The organism is Psychrobacillus sp. Z3-81 (assembly GCF_056620325.1).
In genome coordinates, this window is the sequence record NZ_JBWQPU010000011.1 from 18,759 (window position 1) to 43,397 (window position 24,639).

Consider the following 24,639-nt stretch of genomic DNA (forward strand, 5'->3'; position numbering starts at 1 on the left):
GGAGCAGTTTACATGACAAAATGGAAAGTAATGACCATTTTTGGGACAAGACCGGAAGCCATTAAAATGGCTCCACTTGTTCTAGAACTACAAAAGCATCCAGAGATTCAATCAATTGTAACGGTGACCGCCCAGCACCGTGAAATGCTTGATCAAGTTCTGGAAACGTTTCAAATAACTCCGGATTATGATTTAAATATGATGAAAAGCCGTCAAACACTTGTTGAAATTACAACTCGTGCTCTAGAAGGCTTAGATGCTGTGATGAAGGAAGCAAAGCCGGATATTGTGCTCGTTCATGGAGATACCTCCACAACCTTTGTTGCAAGTTTAGCTGCTTTTTATAACCAAATTGCAATTGGTCATGTAGAAGCAGGCTTAAGAACTTGGAATAAATACTCTCCATTCCCAGAGGAGATGAATCGTCAGCTGACAGGAGTTATGGCAGATGTTCATTTTGCTCCTACGGAAAAATCGAAGCAAAACCTTCTCGCAGAGAACAAAAAAGCAGATACTATCGTTGTGACAGGAAACACAGCAATTGATGCATTGAAAACTACTGTAAGAGAAGATTATTCACATCCAATCTTAGAAAAACTGTCCGATAGCAGAATGATTCTTCTAACTGCGCACCGTAGAGAAAATATCGGCGATCCAATGCGTAATATGTTCCGAGCGATTAACCGTTTGCTAGCACTACATGATGATGTACAGGTCGTATATCCAGTTCATATGAATCCGGCTGTTAGAGAGATTGCAAATGATATCCTAGGAGAAAACGACAGAGTTCACCTGATTGAGCCTTTAGAAGTGCTAGACTTTCATAACTTTGCAGCCCGTTCCCACATTATACTAACTGATTCAGGAGGAGTGCAGGAAGAGGCACCATCTCTAGGAAAGCCGGTTCTCGTATTAAGAGATACAACTGAGAGACCTGAAGGAATTGACGCTGGGACGCTAAAACTAGCTGGAGTAGAAGAAGAGACAATCTTCCAATTGGCGAACGAATTGCTTTCTAATAAAGAAGCTTATGAAAAAATGTCCAAAGCTAGCAATCCTTATGGAGATGGTAAAGCTTCCGAAAGAATCGTTGAGTTTTTGAAAAAATATTTAATGAACGAATGAAATGAAAATTTAAATTTGTCGATAAAATGTCAAAAAAGTTCTTTGAGTGAAGTTTTTCACTTGTAACAATTGACATCAAAAAGCCCCTATTGTATGCTTACAAAGGATAATCATGATAGGGGTTTCATGCTTGAAACACTTGATGTATCAACTTTCTACTAGACTCACAGTTTTTACTTATTAAGGAAAAAAGGTGAGGGCACTTTTATGCGTCATTTTAGACGTCCGTTACAAGGGATAGCAATATATTCGGCGATTCTCTCACAGCTTGTTGGTTCTATATTGTTAGGGATATTTGCAGGAATGTGGATAGACCGTACATATAGCACTGCTCCAGTTTTTTTAGTAATTTGTCTATTAGCCGGTCTTGCGATTGGTATACTAGCACTCATTACTACCATTCGAAAATATGATTCAGGAGACTAAAGATCAATGTTAGAAATGCAACGTATCTTTGCGAGGCAGAAAAAGTACATATATTTTTTGCTCTCGGCATGTGTGTTAGGCTGGGCATTCACCCCTTATCCTACTGTTTTTGCAGGATTAGCAATTGGTTCTATATTTGGTCTGTATAATTTTTGGATCCTAGTCCGTAGAATGGAGAAATTCGATCGTGTGATAGAAAGTGGTAAAGGACGTGCTAAACTAGGGACATCCCTTCGTTTTGCATCGGGGGTAGCTGCGGTGGCACTAGCCATCACCTTCCCAGAAAAAATCCACCTGATTAGCACGGTAATTGGATTAATGATTCCCTATGTTCTACTCTTAGTAGAACGGTTAATGTTTCATGCAAGAAATCAGCCATGAGTATTTGAAAGAGAGGTGAAAGAATCGTGGGACACACAAATCCAGAATTTGTGCTTTGGGGCATGACAGGTAACTGGTCAAATATCTTAATGTTATTTGTTACATCTCTTATCGTTTTCTTAATTGCATTTTTTGCAACAAGAAACCTAAAGCTTAAACCGACTGGTATGCAAAACTTCATGGAGTGGATTATGGACTTCGTGAAAGGGATTATCAAAAGTAACTTCGATTGGAAAACAGGTGGAAGATTCCATGTTCTTGGGATTACATTACTTATGTTTATCGCAGTAGCGAACTTATTAGGACTACCGTTTTCAATCACTTATAACGGAGACCTTTGGTGGAAATCACCAACAGCAGATCCAACAGTCACCATGACGCTCGCTGTGATGATTATCGTTTTAACACATTACTACGGTATTCAGATGAAAGGCTTCAAGGGGTATGGTAAAGATTATTTCCAACCACTCCCATTTCTATTTCCGTTAAAAATTATCGAAGAATTCGCAAATACGTTGACACTCGGTTTACGTCTTTACGGAAACATCTATGCAGGGGAAGTTCTTTTAGGACTACTTGCAGGATTAGCAACATCAGGAATTATGGGCTTCGTAGGAGCTATTATTCCAGCAATGGCTTGGCAAGGTTTCTCCATCTTCGTTGGTGGAATCCAAGCGTTCATTTTCGTTATGTTAACAATGGTTTATATGTCACATAAAGTGTCGTCAGACCATTAATATAACTGTTTAGGAAACTAGGCAGAAAAAAATAAAACAACATTCCAAGGAGGAAATTAAACAATGGTAGGTTCAATTGGTCTTTTAGCAGCAGCTATCGCAGTTGGTTTAGGTGCACTTGGTGCAGGTATCGGGAACGGTCTTATCGTTTCTAAAACAGTAGAAGGTATCGCTCGTCAACCAGAAGCTCGTGGAGCTCTTCAAACAGTAATGTTCATCGGGGTAGCGTTAGTTGAAGCCGTGCCGATTATCGCAGTAGTTATCGCGTTCATTACATTAAACTCATAATCAATAAGCAAAGTCTATAATGGCGGAAACTATTATCCGCCATTCTCTTTATGAATACCTATTTGAAATAGAAAATAAACTTCAAAGTTTACCTTTATAGAAGAAAGATCTCTTATTAGCGTTTGAAAGGAGTGAAACAATCGTGTCTTTTGAATACCTCGTACTTCAAGCTGGAAGTTCACATAATGGTTTAAACGTATGGGACATCCTAGCTACATTATTCTTCTTCACCCTACTTATGATTCTTCTGAAAAAAGTGGCATGGGGTCCACTTATGGGAATTATGACTCAACGTGAAGAATTAATCGCAAGTGAAATCGAGGCTGCAGAAACTAGCCGTCAAGAATCACAGCGTTTACTTGAAGAACAACGTGACTTATTAAAAGAAGCACGTACAGAAGCATTGGCGATTGTAGAAAATGCAAAGAAGCAAGGCGAAGCATCTCGAGAAGAAATTATTTCTACTGCTCGTGCGGAAGCTGCGCGTTTGAAAGAATCTGCTATTCGTGAAATCGATACAGAAAAAGAAAGAGCGATTGCAGCGGTACGAGAAGAAGTCGTTTCACTTTCTGTACTTGCAGCAGCGAAAGTTCTGGAGAAAGAAGTATCGGAAGAAGATAATCGTGCTTTAATTCATGCTACGATTGCGAAGGCAGGCGAAGTTAAGTGAGTAATTCAACTGTAGCAAAACGTTATGCCATCGCATTGTTTGAGCTTGCTCAACAAAAAAATGAATTGCCTGCAGTGGAAAACGACTTACGTGAGCTAAACGTTGTCTGGAATGGTAGCAAGGATTTGAAAGATATTTTCACATCCCCAAAGCTTTCTTTAGACAAGAAAAAAGCTCTAATTCGTGAAGTTTTCGTAAAGGCACATCCAATGGTAATCAATACACTTCTAGTGTTATTAGATAAAAAAAGATTGGATGAGGTTTCAAATATCATCGCTGAGTTTATGGAACTTTCTAATGATGCACAAGGTGTAGCAGATGCAAAAGTTTATACAACTCGTGCATTGACAGAAGAAGAACGCGCAAGCGTATCGGCTTCATTTGCTAAAAATGTAGGAAAACAATCCTTACGTATACACAACATCGTAGATCCATCTCTAATCGGTGGAATGCGTGTTCAAATCGGAAACCGAATTTACGACAGCACATTGAGCACAAAGCTTGAGCGCTTAAAACGTAATTTAATCGGTTAATATTATGAATTATGAGAGGTGACATACATGAGCATCAAAGCTGAAGAAATCAGTGTCTTGATTAAACAGCAGATTGAGAACTATGAATCTGAGATGAAAGTAAGCGAAGTTGGTACGGTAATCACTATTGGGGACGGTATCGCTCGTGCTCATGGCCTCGACAACGTCATGGCTGGAGAATTATTAGAATTCTCTACTGGTGTACTTGGTATGGCACAAAACTTGGAAGCGAACAACGTTGGTATCGTTATCCTTGGACCATACACGGACATCAAAGAAGGCGATGAAGTACGTCGAACTGGCCGTATTATGCAAGTACCTGTTGGAAAAGAATTGATTGGACGCGTTGTCAATCCACTTGGCCAACCAGTTGACGGACAAGGTCCTATTGCAGCAACTAAGACTCGTCCTATCGAAAGCCCAGCACAAGGAGTTATGGCACGTAAATCTGTACATGAGCCACTTCAAACTGGGATTAAAGCGATCGACGCTCTTGTACCAATTGGACGTGGACAACGTGAGTTAATCATTGGTGACCGTCAAACAGGTAAAACATCTGTAGCAATTGATACAATTCTTAACCAAGCAGACCAAGATATGATCTGTATCTATGTTGCTATTGGTCAAAAAGAATCAACAGTACGTAACGTAGTAGAAACACTACGTAAAAAAGGTGCTTTAGAATATACAATCGTAGTTACAGCTTCTGCATCAGCTCCAGCTCCATTACTTTACCTAGCTCCTTATGCTGGTGTAACGATGGCGGAAGAGTTCATGTTCGAAGGTAAACACGTATTAGTAGTATATGATGACTTAACAAAACAAGCAGCTGCTTACCGTGAGCTTTCATTACTTCTTCGTCGTCCTCCAGGTCGTGAAGCATATCCAGGGGATGTATTCTACTTACACAGCCGCTTACTTGAGCGTGCAGCGAAATTGAACGAAACATTAGGTTCGGGATCAATTACTGCTTTACCGTTCGTTGAAACACAAGCTGGAGATATCTCTGCTTATATTCCAACAAACGTTATTTCTATCACAGATGGTCAAATCTTCTTACAATCTGATCTATTCTTCTCGGGTGTACGTCCAGCTATCAATCCTGGTTTATCTGTATCTCGTGTTGGTGGTTCAGCACAAATTAAGGCAATGAAAAAAGTTGCGGGTACACTACGTCTAGACTTAGCTGCATACCGTGAACTTGAAGCGTTCTCTCAATTTGGATCAGATCTTGACGCAGCTACTCAATCAAAACTTAACCGTGGTGTGCGCACAGTAGAAGTACTAAAACAAGACTTGAACAATCCAATCAAAGTGGAAAAACAAGTTGTTATTTTATACGCTCTAACACGCGGACATTTAGATGATATTCCTGTAAAAGATATTTCTCGTTTTGAAGCAGAGCTATACAGCTGGTTAGATTCAAACCACACTAACGTTTTAGATCATATTCGTACGACTAAAGATCTTCCTTCAGAAGAAGACTTAAACAATGCAATCACTGCATTTAAAAAGACTTTCGCTAAATCTGAATAATTCTTAGATCTGAATGAAAAAAAACGATAAGGTGGTGAAATACCAGTGGCATCATTACGCGACATAAAAGGAAGAATTACGTCTACTAAGAAAACAAGCCAAATTACGAAAGCCATGCAAATGGTTTCTGCTTCCAAGTTGAACCGTGCAGAGGAAAATGCGAAGTCATATGTTCCTTACATGGGGAAAATACAAGAAGTAGTAGCATCTATTGCGAACGGTACACATGATGCTAGTCATCCAATGCTAACATCTCGTCCTGTGAAAAAGACGGCATACCTAGTCATTACTGCAGATCGTGGATTAGCAGGTGCATACAACAGTAACATTATACGTACTGTTTCCAATGCAATTGCACAAAGACACGTTTCTAAGGATGAGTATGTAATCTTTGCAATCGGTCGTATGGGGAATGATTTCTTCGTTAAACGTGGTTCGAATGTAATCGGATCAATAGTAGGGTTACCAGACCAACCAGCTTTCTCCGATATTAAAGAAATAGCGCGAAAAGCTGTTGGTATGTTCACGGATGGAACATATGACGAACTTTATATGTACTACAACCACTTTGTAAGTGCTATTTCTCACGAGGTTACAGAGAAAAAAGTACTCCCACTTTCGGATATTGCAGTAGAAACGGGTACAACTGCTTCTTATGAATTTGAGCCATCTGCAGATGAAATTCTAGAAGTATTACTTCCGCAATATGCGGAAAGCCTAATTTTTGGTGCATTACTCGATGGAAAAGCAAGTGAACATGCTGCTCGTATGTCTGCCATGAAGAGTGCGACAGACAATGCAAGCGAATTAATCAGCAACCTAACATTAGTATATAACCGTGCTCGCCAAGCAGCGATTACGCAAGAAATTACGGAAATCGTCGGCGGTGCAGCGGCTCTAGAATAGTAAGGATAGTAAGTAAGACAGGAGGGAACAGTAGTGAACAAAGGACAAGTACTACAAGTAATGGGTCCAGTTGTTGACGTTAAGTTTGACAACGGCCACTTACCAGACATCTATAATGCACTAACTGTAGCAATCGAACGTCCAAATGAAGCTTCTACTACATTAACATTAGAAGTAGCTTTACATTTAGGAGATGACTCTGTTCGTACAATCGCAATGTCATCAACTGATGGACTTCAACGTGGTGCAGAAGTTACAGATACTGGTGCGGCTATTTCTGTTCCAGTTGGTAATGTGACACTTGGACGTGTATTCAACGTACTAGGAGAAATTATTGACTTAGGAGAAGAAATTCCAACAGAAGAGCGTCGTGATCCAATTCACAGACAAGCTCCTACATTTGAAAATCTTTCAACTGAGGTTGAAATTCTTGAAACAGGTATTAAAGTAGTTGACCTTTTAGCACCATATATCAAAGGTGGTAAAATCGGTCTCTTCGGTGGTGCCGGAGTAGGGAAAACAGTTCTTATTCAAGAGCTTATTAATAACATCGCTCAAGAACACGGCGGTATTTCCGTATTCGCTGGTGTAGGAGAGCGTACACGTGAAGGAAACGACTTATACCATGAGATGAGCGATTCTGGTGTTATTAAGAAAACAGCAATGGTATTCGGACAAATGAACGAGCCACCTGGTGCACGTATGCGTGTAGCATTAACTGGTCTTACAATGGCTGAATACTTCCGTGATGAGCAAGGTGCAGACGTACTTCTTTTCATCGATAACATCTTCCGTTTTACACAAGCAGGTTCTGAGGTATCAGCCCTTTTAGGTCGTATGCCATCAGCAGTAGGTTACCAACCAACACTTGCAACGGAAATGGGTCAATTACAAGAGCGTATTACTTCAACAAGTACTGGTTCTGTAACTTCGATCCAAGCGATTTACGTACCTGCCGATGACTATACGGATCCAGCTCCAGCAACAACTTTCGCTCACTTAGATGCAACAACGAACCTTGAGCGTAAGCTATCTGAGATGGGTATCTACCCTGCAGTGGATCCATTAGCATCAACTTCTCGTGCCCTTTCACCTGAGGTTGTAGGTAAAGAGCATTATGAAGTAGCTACTCAAGTACAATATACATTACAACGTTATAGAGAGCTTCAAGATATCATTGCAATCTTAGGTATGGATGAGTTAGGAGACGAAGACAAGTTAACGGTTAACCGTGCTCGTCGTATTCAGTTCTATCTATCTCAAAACTTCCATGTTGCTGAGCAATTCACAGGTCAAAAAGGTTCATATGTTCCTGTAAAAGAAACTGTAAAAGGATTTAAAGAAATCCTTGAAGGTAAATATGACCACCTTCCAGAAGATGCTTTCCGTCTAGTTGGACGCATCGAAGAGGTTGTTGAAAAAGCGAAAAGCATGGGCGTAGAAGTATAATAAATCGGACCAGGAGGTAAAAATATGAAGACACTTACAGTCAACATTGTCACTCCCGACGGCCCGGTATACGATTCAGAAGTAGACATGGTTATCGCAAAATCTTCAGCAGGTGAAATCGGAATTTTACCTGGACATATTCCAACTGTTGCTCCGCTAGAAATCGGCGTAGTAAAGTTGAAAAAAGATGGTAAAAATCAGTTTGTTGCAGTAAATGGTGGTTTTCTAGAAGTTCGTCCTGAAAAGGTAACGATTCTAGCTCAATCAGCTGAAATTGCAGAAACAATAGATTTAGCCCGCGCTAAAGAAGCGATGAATCGAGCTGAAAAACGTCTACAAGACAAGCAAGATACATCTGATCATCTACGTGCTGAGCTTGCCTTAAGACGAGCATTGAATCGTATCAACGCACATCAGGGTAACATGTAATTTGAATGGTTAATAAAACGGGCGGGTGTATCTCTGCCCGTTTTTTAATTGGAAAAGAAAAAATACAAGGAGGCAATGACAATGGGGTTATTTATTGGTGAACAGGCAGTCATGGCGATTCTGGTAAATATCTTTTTTATTGGTATTTCGTTTTATGCCCTACAATGTGTCATGGTAGATAAATTTATTAAAAAGAACCATGTTTTTCAAGCACAGCTCCTATTTATTTTAATGAGTATTGTTATCGGCTCACTAGTCGCTAATTTCTTTTTGAATTTAACCTCGTGGTCAACGCAGCTTCAGTATTTATTTTAAGTACACGATCCTACATGCTCATGCAAATTATGGGCAAGTTTGTATGAGCATGTAGAATCGCCGCATATTTCCTGGGAAATTTTTTTGGGTGAACGTTTATGTCATAACTTGTAGGGTAATTTATAAATATCTACACGAAACGACTGGGTAATACGTATAATAGGTTAAGTAAAATTACCAACATAAGGTTAGGAAAATAGTGTTTTCGATGCTTGTATATAGTCGAAATACGTTGTATGATGTTATTGTTTTGAAGTCACAAAATTAGACATCTTACATACATTTCTTTTATATAGAGGCATAAGAGAGGAATCTGAACTCGGAGGGAACAAAGTGGACAAAATTGTTGTTAAAGGTGGCCGACGGTTACAAGGTAAAGTGAGAGTGGAAGGCGCTAAAAATGCTGTTCTACCAGTGCTAGCAGCAGCTTTACTTGCAACAAAAGGTAAAAATATAATTAAAGATGTACCGACTCTGGCGGATGTACTAACGATCAATGAGGTATTAAAAAGCTTAAATACAGAAATTGAATATAATCCAGATAAAAATGAAGTAATTATCGATTCACAAAAAGAATTATCCAGTGAAGCGCAGTTTGAATATGTACGTAAAATGCGCGCTTCTATTCTTGTGATGGGACCAATTTTAGCACGTAATGGCTTTGCTCGTGTTGCGTTGCCAGGCGGATGTGCGATTGGTTCAAGACCAATTGACCAACACCTAAAAGGATTTGAAGCAATGGGGGCTGAAATTTCCTTTGGGCATGGTTTCGTAGAAGCAAAGACAACTGGGCGCCTTCAAGGAGCAAAAATTTATTTAGACGTTCCAAGCGTAGGAGCTACTGAAAATATTATGACAGCAGCAGCGCTTGCTGAAGGTACGACGATTATTGAAAACGCAGCAAAAGAACCGGAAATCGTAGACCTAGCTAACTTTATTAATGAAATGGGTGGCAAGGTAAAAGGTGCTGGTACGGATACTATCCGTATCGAAGGAGTAGATGAGCTATTCGGTACAGAGCATCATATTATTCCAGACCGAATTGAGGCGGGCACTTTCATGGTTGCTGCGGCAATCACAAATGGAGATGTCTTAATAGAAAATGCTGTCCCAGAACATATGACAGCTTTAATTTCTAAGATGCAAGAGATGGGCGTGGAAATCACAGAAGAAGAGCAAGGCTTGCGAGTACGCTCAGAAGGTAATTTGAAGGCAGTGGATATCAAAACGATGCCTCATCCTGGTTTCCCGACAGATATGCAATCTCAAATCATGGCATTAATGATGACTGCTCATGGCACAGGCATTATTACAGAAACGGTATTTGAAAATCGTTTTATGCATGTGGAGGAGTTCCGTAGGATGAATGGTAACATGAAAATCGAGGGTCGCTCAGTTATGATGGATTCACCATCTAATCTTCAGGGTGCAGAGGTTTCTGCTACCGATTTACGTGCAGCAGCAGCGCTTATCATAGCAGGTCTAGTTGCAGAAGGAATCACACGTGTAACAGAACTACATCATTTAGACCGCGGCTACGTAGATTTTGACAAAAAGCTTGCAGCACTTGGTGCAGATATCGAGCGTATTGGCAGTCAAAACTATGAAAAAGCAGTTCAGCTCGTTTAATATAACTATATGTTGGGCGCTATGCAGTTATTCCTGCATAGTGCTTTTTTAATTACAAATAGTCCAACTTCTTGCATGGGCAGTTGCAACTGCGACTAGATGAGGCAGTGCTTACCGATGGTTGTATTACTATGCCCTTATTTAGCATTCTAGTTACCTATTCTTTGATTATACCTGGTGCTTCTATAACAACCTGTTTTTTGGTAGATTTGTTGATTCAGTAGTCTAGTGGCAAGATGGATATCTTTTATTAGCAGAAAATCTCGACACTCTTTATTGGAAATACTCGTATGAAAGAGATAAAAGTAATCCTGCAAAGTCCTCTGGTGAGCAAGACGGTCTGTCCTTCCGCATGCCTCACAATGCCAAGTTCTTTTCGACCTTCTCATCGGAAAAGCACCGCAAACCGAGCATTCGACCCCTCTTATAATACTCTCTGGAGATATCGCAAAATGAGTAGTTAGTGGAGTAGAAATAAAATCCTGATGAGATTTTTTTATCTGCTCCTTTAATAAAGATAATTGTTCTGACGAAATAAGTGACTGTGTAGAAGGTAGAGAGCGCACGAAAGGTAATATCTCTCTTTTTATTAGAACAACTTTATCTTGGGGAGTAGAAACAATATGGATAGGAGTGGGGAAGACCACTGCGGTATAGATTGGCAGATTAATGCGAAGGCTCTGAAGAAATAGCTCAAGCTGAAATTTGTATTCACCAAGCTGCAAAAGTGGACTATCAAATGCATGCTTTTCTCCAGTATCAGTTGTACGGATCATTTGCTGAGGATTTTCGGTTAGCATTATCTGTCCTTTTATATTCTTCACTTCTAGAATCAAAACAAAATAAGGCGTAATCATGAGCACATCCATTTGAAATAAAGGCTTCCTATTCAATGCAATATTGTGAAAAATATAGTAAGGGTAGGGGAGCGACAGATTTTCCAATACTTTCATCACTATTTCCTCGCCAATATCGCCTGCAACCATTTGGCGATATTCATTCAATACAATCCCATACTTATAATGCGTCTTAGGTAACCGCTTAGTTAAAGCAAAAAGTGCCTCTTTATATCTTGAAGATTGATATGGTTTTATTATCATTTCCATCACCTCATCTAGACATTAACATACATATAAATTTCTACCAAATACCCTAAATAGGAATTTGGAGGCTAGTTTAGGGAGAAAATGAAGCAAAAATAAATTCTTGCAACAAAATAGGTCTAAAAATAGAGGTTTTGCCAATTTTGAAGAAATTTTATTGCGAGAGCAACCTTGTGAGTCATTTTATTGGATTACTCTCGTTCGGGGAGGATTTATTCTCACTTAGATTAGGTTTACTCTCGCTCGGTGAATCTTTACTCTCGGATAGCCCAGGTTTATTCTCATTCAGCCGGTTTACTCTCGTTCGGCCTGGACTTACTCTCGGATAGCCTGACTTTACTCTCGTTCAATATGGTGGAAAGGCATGGCCAAAGTCCACTTGGGATTCGTCAAGGTGCTACTCCTGGGGTGTGCCTTCCTTTATTCTCATTCGACGAGGATTTATTCTCACTTAGACAGGGTTTACTCTCGCTCAGTGAACATTTACTCTCGAATGGACCAGGTTTATTCTCATTCAGCCGGATTATTCTCGTTCGGCCCGGCTTTACTCTCGGATAGCCTGACTTTACTCTCGTTCAATAGCATGGCCAAAGTCCACTTGTGATTGGTCAGGGTGTTGCTCTTGGGGTGTGCCTCCTTTACTCTCATTCGGCGAGGATTTATTCTCACTTAGATTAGGCTTACTCTCGTTCAGCCCGGCTATACTCTCGGATAGCCAAGGTATATTCTCATTCAGCCGGTTTACTCTCGTTCGGCCCGGCTTTATTCTCGGATAGCCTGATTTTATTCTCATTCAAAATGGTGGAAAGGCATGGCCAGTGTCCACGGTAGAGTTCGGATAGGTTGATCATTCTCTCCCATTCGTTAATCTTGATGAATCTTACTTCCCTCTGTAGCATATAATCTCTGCATGAAAAGAATTCTATTGTTAATTGCAGTTTTTATTGGTCTAATGTTCTTACCATTCTTGCTGGTAAAAGAGAAAGAGAAGGCAGTAGTAGAAGTAGTAACAGAGGTGGAAGTGGATTGCCCGATTCTAATCGAAGTGAAAGGGGAGCAGGAGAAGATACCACTGGAGGAATATGTGCTTGGGGTGGTGGCTGCGGAGATGCCGGTTAGCTTTCATGAAGAAGCTTTAAAGGCGCAGTCGATTGCGGCACGCACATATGTGTTGAGGGAAACGGATTACGGCAAACGGGCGATTGATCCTACTGTCCAGAAGCAGGTGTATGTGAGTCTTGCCGGCAGACAGGAAAAGTGGGGCAGCTCCTTTGAAGAGAATGAAAAAAGATTGGAAGCAGTAGTAGCAGCTACAGAAGGACAAGTAATCGTATATAAAAATCAGCTCATTACAGCGATGTTTTTTTCCACTAGTAATGGACATACAGAAAGTGCGGTCGATTACAGCGGTTATGATATTCCCTATTTAGTATCGGTTCCAAGTATGGATGAAGAGTTATATGCCAAGAATAGGAATAAACAGTTTGAGTTTACAGGGGAACGATTTGCAAAGGCGTTTGGACTTCAATGGAATGCTGGGCTAGGGAATACCTTGAAGATTACGAAGACGGACTCGAATAGAGTGAAAGAGATGGAGCTTGGCGGGAAAAGTTGGACAGGTCGTGATGTCAGAGACCTGCTTGGCTTGCCTTCTACAGACTTTGAAATAACCTTTCATGTGGAAAAGGTAGTGGTAGAAACGGTGGGTTATGGCCATGGGGTAGGAATGTCCCAATACGGAGCGCAGGTGCTTGCAAATGATTCAAGAGAGGCCAAGGAAATACTCTTACATTATTATACAGGAGCGGAAATAAAAAATTTTTCTCCATGTTTAAAATCTCCTTGATTTGCCAAGAATAGCAACTAGAGGTGATGAAAATGAGAGAAGAACAAATGAACAAGGGCTCTCAGAAGAAGAACAAACCGAAAAAACCTGCTTGGTTCTGGCCAACAATTTATATTGGTTTCTCGGTAGCATTTGTAGGAATGATTTGGGGTTATACAGCATTTATTGACACAGACGTCGCAGAGGAATCAGAGTGGACAGACGCAAGCAATCCAGACAAGGTGACAATTGAAACAAACGCAAAGGCAGAATCTATGAAGTATCCATTCAAGGAAGCGATGCTTGACAATATGGAAATTGTCCAACATTTCTATAACGTGGAAGCAGATGAGGCGACCCGTGAAAAATCCTTGCTAGTGTTCAATCAAGTGTATAAAGCAAGCACAGGTGTATCCCTGTCTATGAATAACGAGCCATTTGAAGTTGTTGCAGCATTAAGCGGAACAGTGGAAGAAGTAAATCTTGACCCATTCTCTGGTGATGAAATTGTAATCTCTCATGCGAATGGTATGAAAACAGTCTATCGCTCTGTTACTGACATTCTAGTAAAAGCAGGCGATAATGTAGAGCAAGGACAGTCTCTAGCTACTACAAGTGAAAATGAGTGGAATCCTACTGCGGGCATTCACTTACAATTTGAAGTATTTGAGAATGGCGTTCTTGTTGATCCGGAATCATTACTAGCATTTTAATTCATAATAGCCTAGACAAAAGCATAAATTGATGAAAAGTGTTCCTTTACTAACGAAAGGAAGAGTTGGTGCACGAAACGATTCGTCATAGATGTCTACGTTTAGGTGAAATGGTAATTGAAACAAAAAAAACAGTTCGCGCTATAGCGAGCAAAACTGGTCACTCTAAAAGCACGGTCCATAAGGATTTAACGGAAAGGCTTCACCTTGTTGATCCTCAAATGGCAAAGGAAGTGAAGGAAATCTTAGCCTATCACAAATCTATTCGCCATTTGCGGGGAGGGGAAGCAACCAAGCAAAAATGGAAGACCAGAAAGGAAGACAGTTAAGGTTCTGCATGCTAAAAGTAGAGCCTTATCAATGGATAGTAGCTTTTACTATTCATCCAAATAGAAGGAGGGTATTCAAAAAGGCTATTACTTTTTGAATATCCTCTTTTCTACTATTTTCAAAAATTTCAGGTCAAATGCTCTTGCTATGTTGCCGATATATAGATAGTAAGGTCCTTATGGGCATGATAAAACTTTCCTATTCGACAGAAAATTAATAGATTCTTCTAAAAAATATATTATTCGATTCATTTTTCCATTGAAAGCACTTAAAAACAGTGTTTTTAAGGAAAAAGTATGCTAAAATTAGAAGTTAGATACATAACGGATTCTAGAAATACTATACATAGCAGGAAGGGGAAACACCGTTAATGTTTGCAAAAGATATTGGAATCGATTTAGGTACAGCAAATGTATTAATACACGTAAAGGGCAAAGGAATCGTTTTGAATGAACCTTCAGTTGTTGCTTTAGATAGAAATACGAATAAAGTCCTAGCAGTAGGAGAGGAAGCGAGACAAATGCTTGGAAGAACACCAGGTAATATCGTAGCAATTCGTCCTCTCAAGGATGGGGTTATCGCTGACTTTGATGTAACAGAAGCAATGCTTAAGCATTTTATCAATAAATTAAACGTAAAAGGTTTCTTTTCTAAACCTCGCATTCTGATTTGCTGTCCAACTAACATTACAAGTGTAGAGCAAAAAGCAATTAGAGAAGCAGCAGAGAAATCAGGCGGAAAGAAAGTATATTTAGAAGAAGAACCGAAAGTTGCTGCAATTGGTGCGGGTATGGATATATTTCAGCCAAGTGGCAACATGGTAGTAGATATCGGTGGTGGTACAACGGATGTAGCAGTGCTATCAATGGGTGATATCGTTACTTCCGAGTCTATTAAGGTGGCTGGGGACGTGTTTGATAACGATATCCTGCAATATATCAAGAAAGAGTACAAGCTGTTGATCGGAGAGAGAACAGCGGAAAGTATTAAAATTGCAATAGGAACTGTATTTCCAGAAGGCCGTAATGAGGAAATGGACATCCGCGGGCGAGATATGGTGACAGGTCTACCAAGAACGATTACGATTCGTTCGGAGGAAGTGGAAAGAGCACTTCGAGAGTCAGTATCTGTTATCGTACAAGCAGCTAAAAATGTACTTGAAAAAACTCCTCCAGAGCTATCAGCGGATATTATTGATCGCGGGGTAATCATTACTGGTGGAGGCGCATTGCTTCACGGTATGGATCATTTATTGATGGAAGAACTAAAAGTACCTGTCTTTGTTGCAGAGAATCCAATGGACTGCGTAGCTGTTGGAACTGGGATTATGTTAGATAATATTGATAAAATCAGAAGAAGATAAGGGGAGGCTCCTTCATGTTTCGAGGATTCCAAACTGCAGCCTCCGGTATGATTGCACAGCAACGCCGGACAGAGCTGCTAACAAATAATATGTCAAATGCCAATACTCCAGGGTATAAGGCCGACCAAACTACGATTCGTTCTTTCCCAGATATGCTCCTCTCTAGAGTAGGTTCTGCAAGCATTCCTACGGAGGATAAGGTAAGTGGTAAGTATGCATCTCCAGTAGGTGCTATTAGTGCAGGCGTTTATATGCAAGAAACGATTGCATTGCAGACGCAAGGGCAATTAAAGCAAACAGATATCAATACAGATATTGCACTTATCAATGGTGTTTTGCCGACAGACGAAGCCACTGGACAAACGGGAGCAATCTTCTACCGTCTAGAGCATCCAAATGGAGGCGAGGCATATACAAGAAACGGAAACTTCACCTTAGATGCAAGTGGTTATTTAACGAATGCACAGGGGTTATATGTACTAGACGAGGATGGGCAACGTATTCTCCTAGCGAATGATGATTTCCGTGTTGGAGATGATGGACAGTTATTTGTGAATGATATGTCAGTTTCAAGAATTGGCGTATCTTATTCAGGGAATCCAGCAAGTCTTCTTAAGCAAGACAATGGTTTGTTTAGAACGGTGGAAGGCAATAATCTTCCTTCAGCTTATGAGGTAGATGGCGTAAGCTTTTCCATGCAACAAGGATTTATTGAGGGCTCAAATGTAGACGCAGCAAAGACGATGACGGAAATGCTGGCAGCCTATCGTTCATTTGAAGCTAATCAAAAAATACTTCAAGCGTATGATCAAAGCATGCAAAAGGCTGTTAACGAAGTGGGCCGCGTTAATTAGTAGCAAAGTCCAGATAAAGGGTACTAGAAAAGAAGGAGGTGTGCTTGGATGCTACGTACAATGATCACTGCAACCAACACAATGTCTCAGCTTCAAAGCCAACTAGACGTGATTGGTAACAATTTAGCGAACTCCAGCACTCATGGCTACAAAGCAAAGGACGCAAAATTCCAAGAGCTATTATATCAGCAATATAATAACGATAAACTAGATAAGGTAGATCGTCAGTCTCCTGTAGGGATTCGTTATGGAGTAGGTGCTTCATTAGCACAAGCACAAATGAATTGGAAGCAAGGCAGCATTCAATCTACTGAGAGAGACCTAGATTTTGCTTTTCAGGCTCCAAAACAATACTTTCAAGTGATTATGCCAGACGGAGAAGGACAAAAAATGGCTTTCACACGTCAAGGAAATTTTTATGTTTCTCCATTGGAAAATGGGTCACTTATGCTTGTTACAGGAGATGGTTACCCGATAGCTGGTGCTGATGGACAACCTATAAATATTCCACAAGGTGTACAAAGCTTTTCCGTACAGGATGGAGGAGTGTTGGTTGCTAGTTATGCAGACGGTACTTCCGTTCAAAGAGAGCTAGGTATTTCTGTATTACAGAAGCCACAATTCATGGAGCATATTTCTGCTACCTATATTGGACTCCCAAACAATTTAGAGGAGTTAGGGGTTAACCAAGAAGATATCCTCTCTAATCTTCAAGGAGCAGAGAGAGAGCAAATTTCGTTAACTAACAACGTATTAGAGCTTTCTAATGTAGATATGTCAAAAGAATTAACAGAACTAATGGCAACACAGCGTCAATACCAATTCAGCGCACGTTCTATTTCACTTGCTGACCAAATGATGGGCCTTATTAATGGTATACGCTAAAATTTCCAGTAAGGAGTATCAGGTGTATGACAGAAGAAGGTAAAGGAACTGGCAGACAACAGCGTAGAGCGGAACTTACAGAAAAGCGAAAACAAGAGAAGGAAACGAATAAGCCCACAAAATGGGTTCAAATTCGCTTAATCCCAATCTGGTTGCGTATCATCATTGTAATCATCCTTCTTGGGATTGCAGCAGCTGTAGGGCTTATTGTTGGTTACGGGGTCATAGGAGAAGGTTCTACAAGTGATGCATTGAAGTGGGAAACCTATCAGCATATCTTTGATATTTTAAGTGGAAAATAACATTTGGAGGCGATTCCATGCTATCTACAGAACAAATACAAGCAATTTTACCTCATCGATATCCATTTTTAATGGTCGATAAGATATTGGAAATCGAAGAAGGAAAAAAAGCGGTAGGTTTAAAAAATGTATCAATAAACGAAGAGTTTTTTAATGGTCACTTCCCTGGTTATCCAGTAATGCCAGGTGTTCTTATCGTGGAAGCGCTAGCCCAAGTAGGTGCTGTAGCAGTACTTCAAATCCCAGAAAACAAAGGAAGATTAGCTTTCTTCACAGGCATAGACAATTGCCGTTTTAAGCGTCAGGTTAAACCTGGAGACCAGCTTAGGTTAGAGGTAGAATTAACCAAGCTACGTGGACCAATGGGAAAAGGTCACGGTGTTGCAACTGTAGATGGAGAGATTGTTTGTGAAACAGACATCCTATTTGCGTTAGGACCAGTAGTAGAGAAAAAATGAGAGACATGTAAGGAGGCTGTAAACTAATGTATCATGAGTTACCAACAGGAACCAAAAGCAGTATAACACGATCTATATCAAAAGCTTTTGAACTGTATATGGCGAAAATTGGATGGGATGAAAAGTTATTTAGCATAGAAGATTTTATTAAAAGCTGGCAAAGCTATATTCAAGAATCAGCTTCATGGTATGAGAAGGTTCCTTTAGAGGTAAAGGAAAGCCAAGAGTTTCATGCGGAAATTGCCAATAAAATCAATGCTACTATTGAAAAAATCTTATCTGAGCCTGTTCATGAGGATTTAATTGCTTCCATAGAAACCAAACAAGACAAATTGAACACTCACTATAAATATGGATGTAAAGCAGAAGCGCTATACGTGGAATCATTGCTTAAAGAAATGGAAAAACAGGCATAATTGCAAATGGATAGTTCCTTCTTTTCCTGGTTAACCTATCGTAAGTCACATGAAAAGTGTGACGGTTAACTTTGAAGAGGAGGAATTTTTTTATGTGGAAAAAAGCTGTTCCTGCTGTAGCATTATGCTCAGTACTGTTAGTTGGCTGTGGGAATAATAACGATAACGATAACGTTCCTTCAGATAATGAAACACCGATTGAAGACGTAAACAACGGAAATGACGTGAATACCAATTCTCCTGCAAATAACGATGCTATGAATGAGAACGGTGCAAGCGGTGCAGAAGGTTCCGGAAATAACGGGATGGGTAATGGCGCAGGAGTCGACGATGCTATCGAGGATATTGGTGATACCATGAATGGCAATAATAATGACACGAATGAAAACAACACCATTAATAACAATGGTGACGGTGTCATGGATGAGACAAATGTAAAAGAACCTCAAGTAAAGAATGGCGAAAGTAATAATAAATAATTAAAAATGCTGACTGTTCATGAACTGAACTCCAATTGTTAGATGCTTCTAACAATTGGAGAGCATTTTGTCATGAGCGTCAGCCTTTTTTATCTCGTTTTAAAGATGGTCTGGTTTTCATATCATTTTCAAACTTTGCTAATAGCTCTTCCCCGCTCAGCCCTTCTTCTAACAAATCGGCAAGTAATGATTCAGCGTATTTCCTTCTTGCACGTTTTAAAGTCCCTCTAAGTAAAACAGATAAATGGTCCCCAATATGCTTCACAGAGTATGTGGCAACCTCAAAATGAGCCGGCTCATTCTCTGGATAGGAAATAACAACCTTTACGACGAAAATTTCGTTGGACTCCTTTAAATCATTAAAAAATTCTTCATACTTTTGATCAATAAATAATTCCAAAATCCAAGAACGACTAGTATTTTCTTGATTAATTACAATACCGTCTTCAAGAAAAATCGGGGTTTCTTCATTGTTGCGGATGAGAGAAACTGAAATCATTTTAAATGTTTTCATTAGCCAACCCCCTTTAGATTACTATTGTGTTTCATTATAACATAGGAGCTGCGATGGAAAAATAATATCAAAACTACTAAAATCATTTTTTTGTTTTGACAAAAGATTGTTCTGGTGAGCTCCAGCCAAACAACTATGCTTTAAAATTCAATTATCATCTAATAAAAGGGTCCAAAACAGTATTACTGACTTTTGCAAACAATTTATATCTCTTCTATTATTGTCCTAGAAGGAGGTGAGTTAGTGAACACAGTTTCCTTAATCGGAAGGATGACGAAGGCACCGCAGCTGAAACAATTATCAGAAGGGAGGGTTCAGACAAGCTTTGTCATAGCTGTAAACAAAGGATATAAGCAAGACGAAGCGGATTTTGTCCTTTGTACTATTTGGGGGAAAATAGCGGAAACAACTGTTAAATATTGTGGAAAAGGCTCGCTAGTCGGTATAACTGGTAGGCTAAATACAAGATCCTATGAGAAAGGAGATGGGACGAGAGTTTTTATAACAGAGGTAATAGTGGAGGAAATAAGATTTTTAGTTACTAAAAAGAGAGAAGAAGGACCAGAGGACAAAAGTACAAGTAATTTTGAATTTCCAATACCAAATAAAGTTCCAGTATAGAAATTTGAATGGCCGCAACCAATTCAAAAAACCTGACCTATGGTAGGCCAGGTTACATAATCTAGATAGTAAGCGTGAGCAGATTCTTTAACTCGTCATCAGACATTTCAGTGATCCACTGACTGGAATGGATTAATTCCTCAGAAAGAGACTGCTTTTCCTCCAGCAATTTATCAATTTTCTCTTCAATTGTTCCTATCGTTATAAATTTATGGACGTGCACAAAGTTAACTTGGCCGATTCGATATGCTCGGTCAGTTGCTTGGTTTTCAACAGCGGGATTCCACCAACGATCGGCGTGGAGGACATGGTTAGCAGCTGTTAAGTTCAAACCTGTACCTCCTGCCTTTAAGGAAAGTAAGAAAACTGGGAACTCCTTCGCTTGAAAAGCCTCCACCAGATGGTCACGTTGGTTTTTTGGCATACTTCCAGTTAAAAAAGGAGCATCGATATCATACATTTCTGCTAGACAATGCTGTAGCAAATGCCCCATACCAATATATTGAGTAAAGATGAGACATTGTTCGCCACGTGCAGCTATTTCTCCAGCGAGCGTTACAATTCGAGCAAGCTTTTCAGAACGTTCGAGCATTTCCTCCGCTTCATCAAAAGGTTCCTTTAAGTACAGGGCGGGATGATTACATAATTGCTTAAGCTTGCTAAGCATTTTTAAGATTAAGCCTTTCTTTTCAAAGCCTGTAAGGGTATCTAGCTTACTAACAGTTTCTTGAATAAGCGATTCATAAAGAGCTGCCTGCTCGGTAGTAAGCCCGCAATATTCCTTTTGTTCCAGCTTATCAGGTAAGTTTAGCAAGAGCTCAGGGTCCTGCTTGGTTCTTCTAAGTAGGAACGGTTGGATTTTTAAGCGGAGCTTATGCTTCGTCGTTTCGGAATTATCTCTTTCGATAGGCGCAATGAACTCCTCTTGAAACTTCCGAAAAGAGCCTAAATAACCTCTGTGTATAAAGTCAAAGATGGACCAGAGCTCAGATAGTCTATTTTCTACAGGCGTTCCGGTAAGCGCAATATGGTGCTTACCTGCAAGCTTCCGAATAGCTCTAGATTGCTTCGTATGCATATTTTTTATATTTTGAGCTTCATCTAAAGTGACACTAGACCAAGTAATATACTCTAATGATTCAATGTCCTGCATTGCTGTTCCAAAGGTAGTAAGAACCACGTCGGCGGACAGATCAATCTTCTTAGTACGACCTGCACCATAATGAGTCTCTACTTTTAGGGAAGGAGCAAATTTCGTAAGCTCTTTTTGCCAATTACCTAATACGGAGGTTGGGCAGATGATAAGAGACGGTGCTTCCTGTGGTGCGCCTTCATGAACATGCAGTAGGTAGGAAATAAGCTGAACCGTTTTCCCTAATCCCATGTCATCTGCAAGGCAGGCGCCAAACTGTTCATTTCGCATAAATACTAACCAGTCTAGGCCTTGCTGCTGATAAGGGCGTAGCTCGGTCAAGAGATTTTTCGACACCTCAACTGGAGGATAGCCCTTCTTTTCGGAAAGCTGCTCCATTAAAGATTTTAAGGATTGCTGCATTTCAAACTGGAAGAGCGGATCTTCCTCTGCATCTTCTTCATCCAGCGCAAGTGCTATTTCTTCTGGAATTTCTCGGAAGAGGAGCTCCTTAACCGTCCAATTTTCTTCCTCTGACTGCTTCATAAGCTCCCTAATCTGGTGCATCCAATTAGCGTCTATACGGAACCATTCATTCCCTGCTTGGATATAAGAACGGTTCTCGTTTACAATCTTTTGAAACTCGTCTGCCGAAATTTCCTGACCGTTTAGTGAAAAGCTCCAATTGAACTGAAGGATTTCATTTAATCCTGCTGAAGTTTTATATGTGTTAGCAGTTTTAGCAATCGTCTTCACTTTCATTTTTGTATCTTTGACCGTTTTAAGCCAGGCAGGTAATACAATTTCAAAGCCAAGTGCCTGCAGCTTAACTAAATCGTCGCGAAGAAACTTACGTACCTCTCCGTCTGACAGAGAGGAGGAATAAAAGGAGTCTAGCTCAACTGGCTCCACTGCAGTGACTAAGGAAAAAATATTTTGCTGTGTTTCGTAGATGAAATCACGATAATTTTTCCATTTATCAGGTAACGCCTGTTCAATCGGCGATGATTTTTTACGAAACGAAGGTGCCCAGTATGTGTTGCTTTTATTTCCACGGACAACAGTCTCCAATAACCAGGTATCGTCCAGCCCCTCAGGTTCTGATAATCTCAAAGCGACTGACAGTACGGGGTGGTTTGTTTTAGAAGTAAGCGGCCATCCCCCCTGTTGAAAGAACGGGATAAGGGCAGGCAAATCATTTACTGTAAGCCCTACTTGAAACAACTTTTGCTTAACAGCATATTCTAGTAGCCTTGAATCATTGCCAGCAAAGGAATCTGATACGTGTAAGTCTTCATCCTTTAGCTGCAACTGATGCCAAAGCTCAGGGGACTTCCATTTGCTGGCCGATTCCTTAAACGAGGAGAGCCATTCGGAAGAAGCTTGATCCACCCCATAAAAGGATACAAATGGGTGAGATTCTGCTGAAAACACCTCTACTAGCTCAAGGGGAGATAATATTAGTGCATCTTCTTCGATTTGAGCATTCAAGCCAAAGAAGCTTGGTCGATGCTCTAAAAAGAGGGTCTGTACCCATTGCTCTATAGGTGCGTCATGGGAGATGACTTTAAAACCCCCGTTATTTAATGGCTCAATGTGTAGAGAAATTTCCTGTGTAATAGATAAAGGCTTATTCATAATAATAGATTTCCCTTCTCTATTTCTTGTTGTAAGGCACGTAGCCTGCGATATTTTTCTTTTAGGTTTGTTACATAGTCATTCCAAAAATCTTTCTGGTTCGATTTCTTGGCAACTTGCTTCATCTTCTTCCAAACCCTTACGGCCTGCTTATAGCTATAACGGTTTTTCTCTTGAAGATATCTAATGGCATAGTGATGATAGAGAGGCAGTAAGACTTCAGGTGCTTCCTCCTTCACAATCGAAAGACCACATGCTTCTGCATATTCAAGTGAAGAATTAGCAGACTGATGCAAGGCCATCCAATCTCTATATCGCTTCTGCTCTAGTAATAGCTGGGAAAAGGACTGAATTCCATACAAGCCAAAGGATAAATAGAGTTTCTCCAATTCCTCCGATTTAAGCTGCACTTGACTATATAAAAGCTCCAGCCGGCGAATTAGCATAACGCGTGTAGGATTTTCGGCTATATTTTTCATATAAAAGGAAATAGGAGTTAAAAGCTTTCGAGAAAGGTCATTTGCTAATACCTTCTGGTTAAGCTGTAGGGCCTTTTCACATACAGTGACCCACTCCATCAGCTGGTAAGGATCAATCTCCTCTGCAGCCTCTAGCAATTCGTCCGTCATGGAAAGGGTTAAGTAGAAATAAGGCAATACCATATTTAGCTTCATGCCATCCTCGGATTTTTCAAAGTCTTGGAGATACTTTACCTCTTCCAGGCGTTTAGCTTTATTGGTGACCAAAGCCTCCCAAAACGCAAGATAAACATGCTTTCGATAGGTTAGCAAGCCATCTGTATTAAAATAGAAGGCGCGGACCGTTTCCATCATCTTGTCATAAAAGGTATCCGCAGCAAACAATCTTGGCTTAGATGCTAACTGGGAAAGATTTTCATCCAATTCCTCCATCGATTCATTCAAAAAATGAAGTACTCGGTTCCGCATATTGGAATCCTCATATTGTCTCAAATATGGCCAAACCTTCGTTAGTATTGACAGATTGACAAAGGCATCAAAGATGGGCTGCCATTCACGTTCAAACGGCTTGGATTTCCTTACCTGGATCTTTAAATCATGAATGGCAAACTCTAAGAGATAAAAGCTTGCTGGAGGATAGTTTGATATGAATTTACGGAAAAATGTTTCCACGAGAAGTCCCCAGCCTTCTGGAGACCTGTCATTCCGGAGCAGATTCAATTGAACTGCATCGGCAGAAGAACGCCAATCAGAAACCCAAGAGGACAAAGAATTATTATGTTGATATAAATAAAAGATAGCTGCCACCATATGTCTGCATGGTTTCACCAAATTACATTGGCAATGCTTGGAGTCTTCCACCGGGAAATATTGTACTTCAACATTGGAAACGTCTCGAATAACAAAATCAATTCGATTCTCCTTCGAGTGGTAATTGGTTATAGAGACTGCACCGTTTCTCACAAAAAAGGCTGCACGTCTAACAAGCTCCTCATCTTCTGAAACATTCGATTGGAGCTTGGATTTTATATTATTTAAAGACTCATCAATGAACTGCTCGTAATGAGAAGCAAGTTTTTGGTATGAGGTTAGGTTCAAATGAA

The 24,639-nt window shown here is 40.1% G+C and carries 28 protein-coding genes; 24 read left to right on the top strand and 4 right to left on the bottom strand.

Annotated features, from left to right (window positions below; all coding sequences use genetic code 11):
* Positions 1-12: 12 nt before the first annotated feature.
* From wecB to murA, 13 genes are all read left to right on the top strand, one after another.
* Positions 13-1,125 (top strand): non-hydrolyzing UDP-N-acetylglucosamine 2-epimerase, encoded by a 1,113-nt coding sequence (gene wecB, locus AC1ECF_RS12570; protein WP_480389773.1) that lies wholly within the window; start codon positions 13-15, stop codon positions 1,123-1,125.
* A gap of 207 nt (positions 1,126-1,332) precedes the next feature.
* Positions 1,333-1,551, top strand: a complete 219-nt coding sequence (locus AC1ECF_RS12575; protein WP_480389774.1) for an AtpZ/AtpI family protein — start codon at positions 1,333-1,335, stop codon at positions 1,549-1,551.
* Between the two features lie 6 nt (positions 1,552-1,557).
* Positions 1,558-1,932: an ATP synthase subunit I gene (locus AC1ECF_RS12580; RefSeq protein ID WP_480389775.1), complete on the top strand. Its 375-nt coding sequence runs from the start codon at positions 1,558-1,560 to the stop codon at positions 1,930-1,932.
* Positions 1,933-1,958: 26 nt separating this feature from the next.
* Positions 1,959-2,669 carry a F0F1 ATP synthase subunit A gene (gene atpB / locus AC1ECF_RS12585; RefSeq protein WP_480389776.1) on the top strand — a complete coding sequence of 237 codons (711 nt, stop codon included), beginning with the start codon at positions 1,959-1,961 and terminating at the stop codon, positions 2,667-2,669.
* 63 nt (positions 2,670-2,732) lie between these two features.
* The gene (gene atpE, locus AC1ECF_RS12590) at positions 2,733-2,957 is read left to right on the top strand and encodes a F0F1 ATP synthase subunit C (RefSeq protein ID WP_480389777.1); all 225 of its coding nucleotides are present in this window, start codon (positions 2,733-2,735) and stop codon (positions 2,955-2,957) included.
* A 142-nt stretch (positions 2,958-3,099) separates the two neighbouring features.
* Positions 3,100-3,627: a F0F1 ATP synthase subunit B gene (atpF, locus tag AC1ECF_RS12595; RefSeq protein WP_480389778.1), complete on the top strand. Its 528-nt coding sequence runs from the start codon at positions 3,100-3,102 to the stop codon at positions 3,625-3,627.
* Positions 3,624-4,160, top strand: a complete 537-nt coding sequence (locus tag AC1ECF_RS12600; protein WP_480389779.1) for a F0F1 ATP synthase subunit delta — start codon at positions 3,624-3,626, stop codon at positions 4,158-4,160. Before atpF ends, AC1ECF_RS12600 begins: the two co-directional genes overlap by 4 nt.
* Before the next feature lie 27 nt (positions 4,161-4,187).
* Positions 4,188-5,696 (top strand): F0F1 ATP synthase subunit alpha, encoded by a 1,509-nt coding sequence (gene atpA, locus AC1ECF_RS12605; RefSeq protein ID WP_480389780.1) that lies wholly within the window; start codon positions 4,188-4,190, stop codon positions 5,694-5,696.
* Between the two features lie 45 nt (positions 5,697-5,741).
* The gene (gene atpG, locus AC1ECF_RS12610; protein WP_480389781.1) at positions 5,742-6,602 is read left to right on the top strand and encodes an ATP synthase F1 subunit gamma; all 861 of its coding nucleotides are present in this window, start codon (positions 5,742-5,744) and stop codon (positions 6,600-6,602) included.
* Positions 6,603-6,635: 33 nt separating this feature from the next.
* Positions 6,636-8,051, top strand: coding sequence for a F0F1 ATP synthase subunit beta (atpD, locus tag AC1ECF_RS12615; protein WP_480389782.1), 1,416 nt, complete (start codon positions 6,636-6,638; stop codon positions 8,049-8,051).
* A 24-nt stretch (positions 8,052-8,075) separates the two neighbouring features.
* The gene (locus AC1ECF_RS12620) at positions 8,076-8,480 is read left to right on the top strand and encodes a F0F1 ATP synthase subunit epsilon (RefSeq protein ID WP_480389783.1); all 405 of its coding nucleotides are present in this window, start codon (positions 8,076-8,078) and stop codon (positions 8,478-8,480) included.
* An 81-nt stretch (positions 8,481-8,561) separates the two neighbouring features.
* Positions 8,562-8,795 carry a DUF1146 family protein gene (locus AC1ECF_RS12625; protein WP_480389784.1) on the top strand — a complete coding sequence of 78 codons (234 nt, stop codon included), beginning with the start codon at positions 8,562-8,564 and terminating at the stop codon, positions 8,793-8,795.
* Positions 8,796-9,128: 333 nt separating this feature from the next.
* Complete coding sequence (gene murA, locus AC1ECF_RS12630) at positions 9,129-10,424, top strand: UDP-N-acetylglucosamine 1-carboxyvinyltransferase (RefSeq protein ID WP_480389785.1); 1,296 nt, start codon at positions 9,129-9,131, stop codon at positions 10,422-10,424.
* A 149-nt stretch (positions 10,425-10,573) separates the two neighbouring features.
* Here murA and AC1ECF_RS12635 read toward each other — a convergent pair whose 3' ends face one another.
* The gene (locus AC1ECF_RS12635; protein ID WP_480389786.1) at positions 10,574-11,524 is read right to left on the bottom strand and encodes a nuclease-related domain-containing protein; all 951 of its coding nucleotides are present in this window, start codon (positions 11,522-11,524) and stop codon (positions 10,574-10,576) included.
* 913 nt (positions 11,525-12,437) lie between these two features.
* Between AC1ECF_RS12635 and spoIID the strand changes: the two genes are divergently transcribed.
* The 10 genes from spoIID (at position 12,438) to AC1ECF_RS12685 (ending at position 19,152) form a co-directional block, all read left to right on the top strand.
* Positions 12,438-13,373, top strand: a complete 936-nt coding sequence (spoIID, locus tag AC1ECF_RS12640; RefSeq protein WP_480389787.1) for a stage II sporulation protein D — start codon at positions 12,438-12,440, stop codon at positions 13,371-13,373.
* A 32-nt stretch (positions 13,374-13,405) separates the two neighbouring features.
* A complete protein-coding gene (locus AC1ECF_RS12645; RefSeq protein ID WP_480389788.1) occupies positions 13,406-14,065 on the top strand; it encodes a peptidoglycan DD-metalloendopeptidase family protein in 660 nt (219 codons plus the stop codon).
* A 68-nt stretch (positions 14,066-14,133) separates the two neighbouring features.
* A complete protein-coding gene (locus AC1ECF_RS12650) occupies positions 14,134-14,394 on the top strand; it encodes a sporulation transcriptional regulator SpoIIID (protein ID WP_480389789.1) in 261 nt (86 codons plus the stop codon).
* Between the two features lie 371 nt (positions 14,395-14,765).
* The gene (gene mreB / locus AC1ECF_RS12655; RefSeq protein ID WP_480389790.1) at positions 14,766-15,758 is read left to right on the top strand and encodes a rod shape-determining protein MreB; all 993 of its coding nucleotides are present in this window, start codon (positions 14,766-14,768) and stop codon (positions 15,756-15,758) included.
* A gap of 14 nt (positions 15,759-15,772) precedes the next feature.
* Positions 15,773-16,612 carry a flagellar hook-basal body protein gene (locus AC1ECF_RS12660; RefSeq protein ID WP_480389791.1) on the top strand — a complete coding sequence of 280 codons (840 nt, stop codon included), beginning with the start codon at positions 15,773-15,775 and terminating at the stop codon, positions 16,610-16,612.
* Positions 16,613-16,660: 48 nt separating this feature from the next.
* The gene (locus tag AC1ECF_RS12665) at positions 16,661-17,497 is read left to right on the top strand and encodes a flagellar hook-basal body protein (protein ID WP_480389792.1); all 837 of its coding nucleotides are present in this window, start codon (positions 16,661-16,663) and stop codon (positions 17,495-17,497) included.
* 26 nt (positions 17,498-17,523) lie between these two features.
* The gene (locus tag AC1ECF_RS12670; protein WP_480389793.1) at positions 17,524-17,799 is read left to right on the top strand and encodes a DNA-directed RNA polymerase subunit beta; all 276 of its coding nucleotides are present in this window, start codon (positions 17,524-17,526) and stop codon (positions 17,797-17,799) included.
* Positions 17,800-17,816: 17 nt separating this feature from the next.
* On the top strand, positions 17,817-18,257 hold the full coding sequence (gene fabZ / locus AC1ECF_RS12675; RefSeq protein WP_480389794.1) for a 3-hydroxyacyl-ACP dehydratase FabZ: 441 nt from the start codon (positions 17,817-17,819) through the stop codon (positions 18,255-18,257).
* 26 nt (positions 18,258-18,283) lie between these two features.
* Positions 18,284-18,673 carry a hypothetical protein gene (locus tag AC1ECF_RS12680; RefSeq protein ID WP_480389795.1) on the top strand — a complete coding sequence of 130 codons (390 nt, stop codon included), beginning with the start codon at positions 18,284-18,286 and terminating at the stop codon, positions 18,671-18,673.
* 92 nt (positions 18,674-18,765) lie between these two features.
* Positions 18,766-19,152, top strand: coding sequence for a hypothetical protein (locus AC1ECF_RS12685; protein ID WP_480389796.1), 387 nt, complete (start codon positions 18,766-18,768; stop codon positions 19,150-19,152).
* 79 nt (positions 19,153-19,231) lie between these two features.
* Here the strand turns inward: AC1ECF_RS12685 and AC1ECF_RS12690 are convergent, their stop codons facing one another.
* Positions 19,232-19,666 (bottom strand): YwpF family protein, encoded by a 435-nt coding sequence (locus AC1ECF_RS12690; RefSeq protein WP_480389797.1) that lies wholly within the window; start codon positions 19,664-19,666, stop codon positions 19,232-19,234.
* A gap of 243 nt (positions 19,667-19,909) precedes the next feature.
* Between AC1ECF_RS12690 and AC1ECF_RS12695 the strand changes: the two genes are divergently transcribed.
* A complete protein-coding gene (locus tag AC1ECF_RS12695) occupies positions 19,910-20,287 on the top strand; it encodes a single-stranded DNA-binding protein (RefSeq protein ID WP_480389798.1) in 378 nt (125 codons plus the stop codon).
* A gap of 61 nt (positions 20,288-20,348) precedes the next feature.
* On the opposite strand, the gene AC1ECF_RS12700 is transcribed toward AC1ECF_RS12695, so the two are convergent.
* On the bottom strand, positions 20,349-23,057 hold the full coding sequence (locus tag AC1ECF_RS12700) for a DEAD/DEAH box helicase (RefSeq protein ID WP_480389799.1): 2,709 nt from the start codon (positions 23,055-23,057) through the stop codon (positions 20,349-20,351).
* On the bottom strand, positions 23,054-24,634 hold the full coding sequence (locus tag AC1ECF_RS12705) for a hypothetical protein (protein WP_480389800.1): 1,581 nt from the start codon (positions 24,632-24,634) through the stop codon (positions 23,054-23,056). Before AC1ECF_RS12705 ends, AC1ECF_RS12700 begins: the two co-directional genes overlap by 4 nt.
* Positions 24,635-24,639: the final 5 nt, after the last annotated feature.

Excerpts from the sequence above, each read along its gene's own strand:
- wecB (WP_480389773.1), top strand. The coding sequence starts at position 13 with ATGACAAAATGGAAAGTAATGACCATTTTTGGGACAAGACCGGAAGCC.
- AC1ECF_RS12645 (WP_480389788.1), top strand. The coding sequence starts at position 13,406 with ATGAGAGAAGAACAAATGAACAAGGGCTCTCAGAAGAAGAACAAACCG.
- atpE (WP_480389777.1), top strand. The coding sequence starts at position 2,733 with ATGGTAGGTTCAATTGGTCTTTTAGCAGCAGCTATCGCAGTTGGTTTA.
- AC1ECF_RS12685 (WP_480389796.1), top strand. The coding sequence starts at position 18,766 with ATGTGGAAAAAAGCTGTTCCTGCTGTAGCATTATGCTCAGTACTGTTA.
- AC1ECF_RS12670 (WP_480389793.1), top strand. The coding sequence starts at position 17,524 with ATGACAGAAGAAGGTAAAGGAACTGGCAGACAACAGCGTAGAGCGGAA.
- AC1ECF_RS12635 (WP_480389786.1), bottom strand. The coding sequence starts at position 11,524 with ATGATAATAAAACCATATCAATCTTCAAGATATAAAGAGGCACTTTTT.
- AC1ECF_RS12625 (WP_480389784.1), top strand. The coding sequence starts at position 8,562 with ATGGGGTTATTTATTGGTGAACAGGCAGTCATGGCGATTCTGGTAAAT.
- AC1ECF_RS12660 (WP_480389791.1), top strand. The coding sequence starts at position 15,773 with ATGTTTCGAGGATTCCAAACTGCAGCCTCCGGTATGATTGCACAGCAA.
- AC1ECF_RS12665 (WP_480389792.1), top strand. The coding sequence starts at position 16,661 with ATGCTACGTACAATGATCACTGCAACCAACACAATGTCTCAGCTTCAA.
- AC1ECF_RS12575 (WP_480389774.1), top strand. The coding sequence starts at position 1,333 with ATGCGTCATTTTAGACGTCCGTTACAAGGGATAGCAATATATTCGGCG.
- AC1ECF_RS12620 (WP_480389783.1), top strand. The coding sequence starts at position 8,076 with ATGAAGACACTTACAGTCAACATTGTCACTCCCGACGGCCCGGTATAC.
- AC1ECF_RS12700 (WP_480389799.1), bottom strand. The coding sequence starts at position 23,057 with ATGAATAAGCCTTTATCTATTACACAGGAAATTTCTCTACACATTGAG.
- atpA (WP_480389780.1), top strand. The coding sequence starts at position 4,188 with ATGAGCATCAAAGCTGAAGAAATCAGTGTCTTGATTAAACAGCAGATT.
- spoIID (WP_480389787.1), top strand. The coding sequence starts at position 12,438 with ATGAAAAGAATTCTATTGTTAATTGCAGTTTTTATTGGTCTAATGTTC.
- AC1ECF_RS12680 (WP_480389795.1), top strand. The coding sequence starts at position 18,284 with ATGTATCATGAGTTACCAACAGGAACCAAAAGCAGTATAACACGATCT.
- fabZ (WP_480389794.1), top strand. The coding sequence starts at position 17,817 with ATGCTATCTACAGAACAAATACAAGCAATTTTACCTCATCGATATCCA.
- AC1ECF_RS12690 (WP_480389797.1), bottom strand. The coding sequence starts at position 19,666 with ATGAAAACATTTAAAATGATTTCAGTTTCTCTCATCCGCAACAATGAA.
- mreB (WP_480389790.1), top strand. The coding sequence starts at position 14,766 with ATGTTTGCAAAAGATATTGGAATCGATTTAGGTACAGCAAATGTATTA.
- AC1ECF_RS12580 (WP_480389775.1), top strand. The coding sequence starts at position 1,558 with ATGTTAGAAATGCAACGTATCTTTGCGAGGCAGAAAAAGTACATATAT.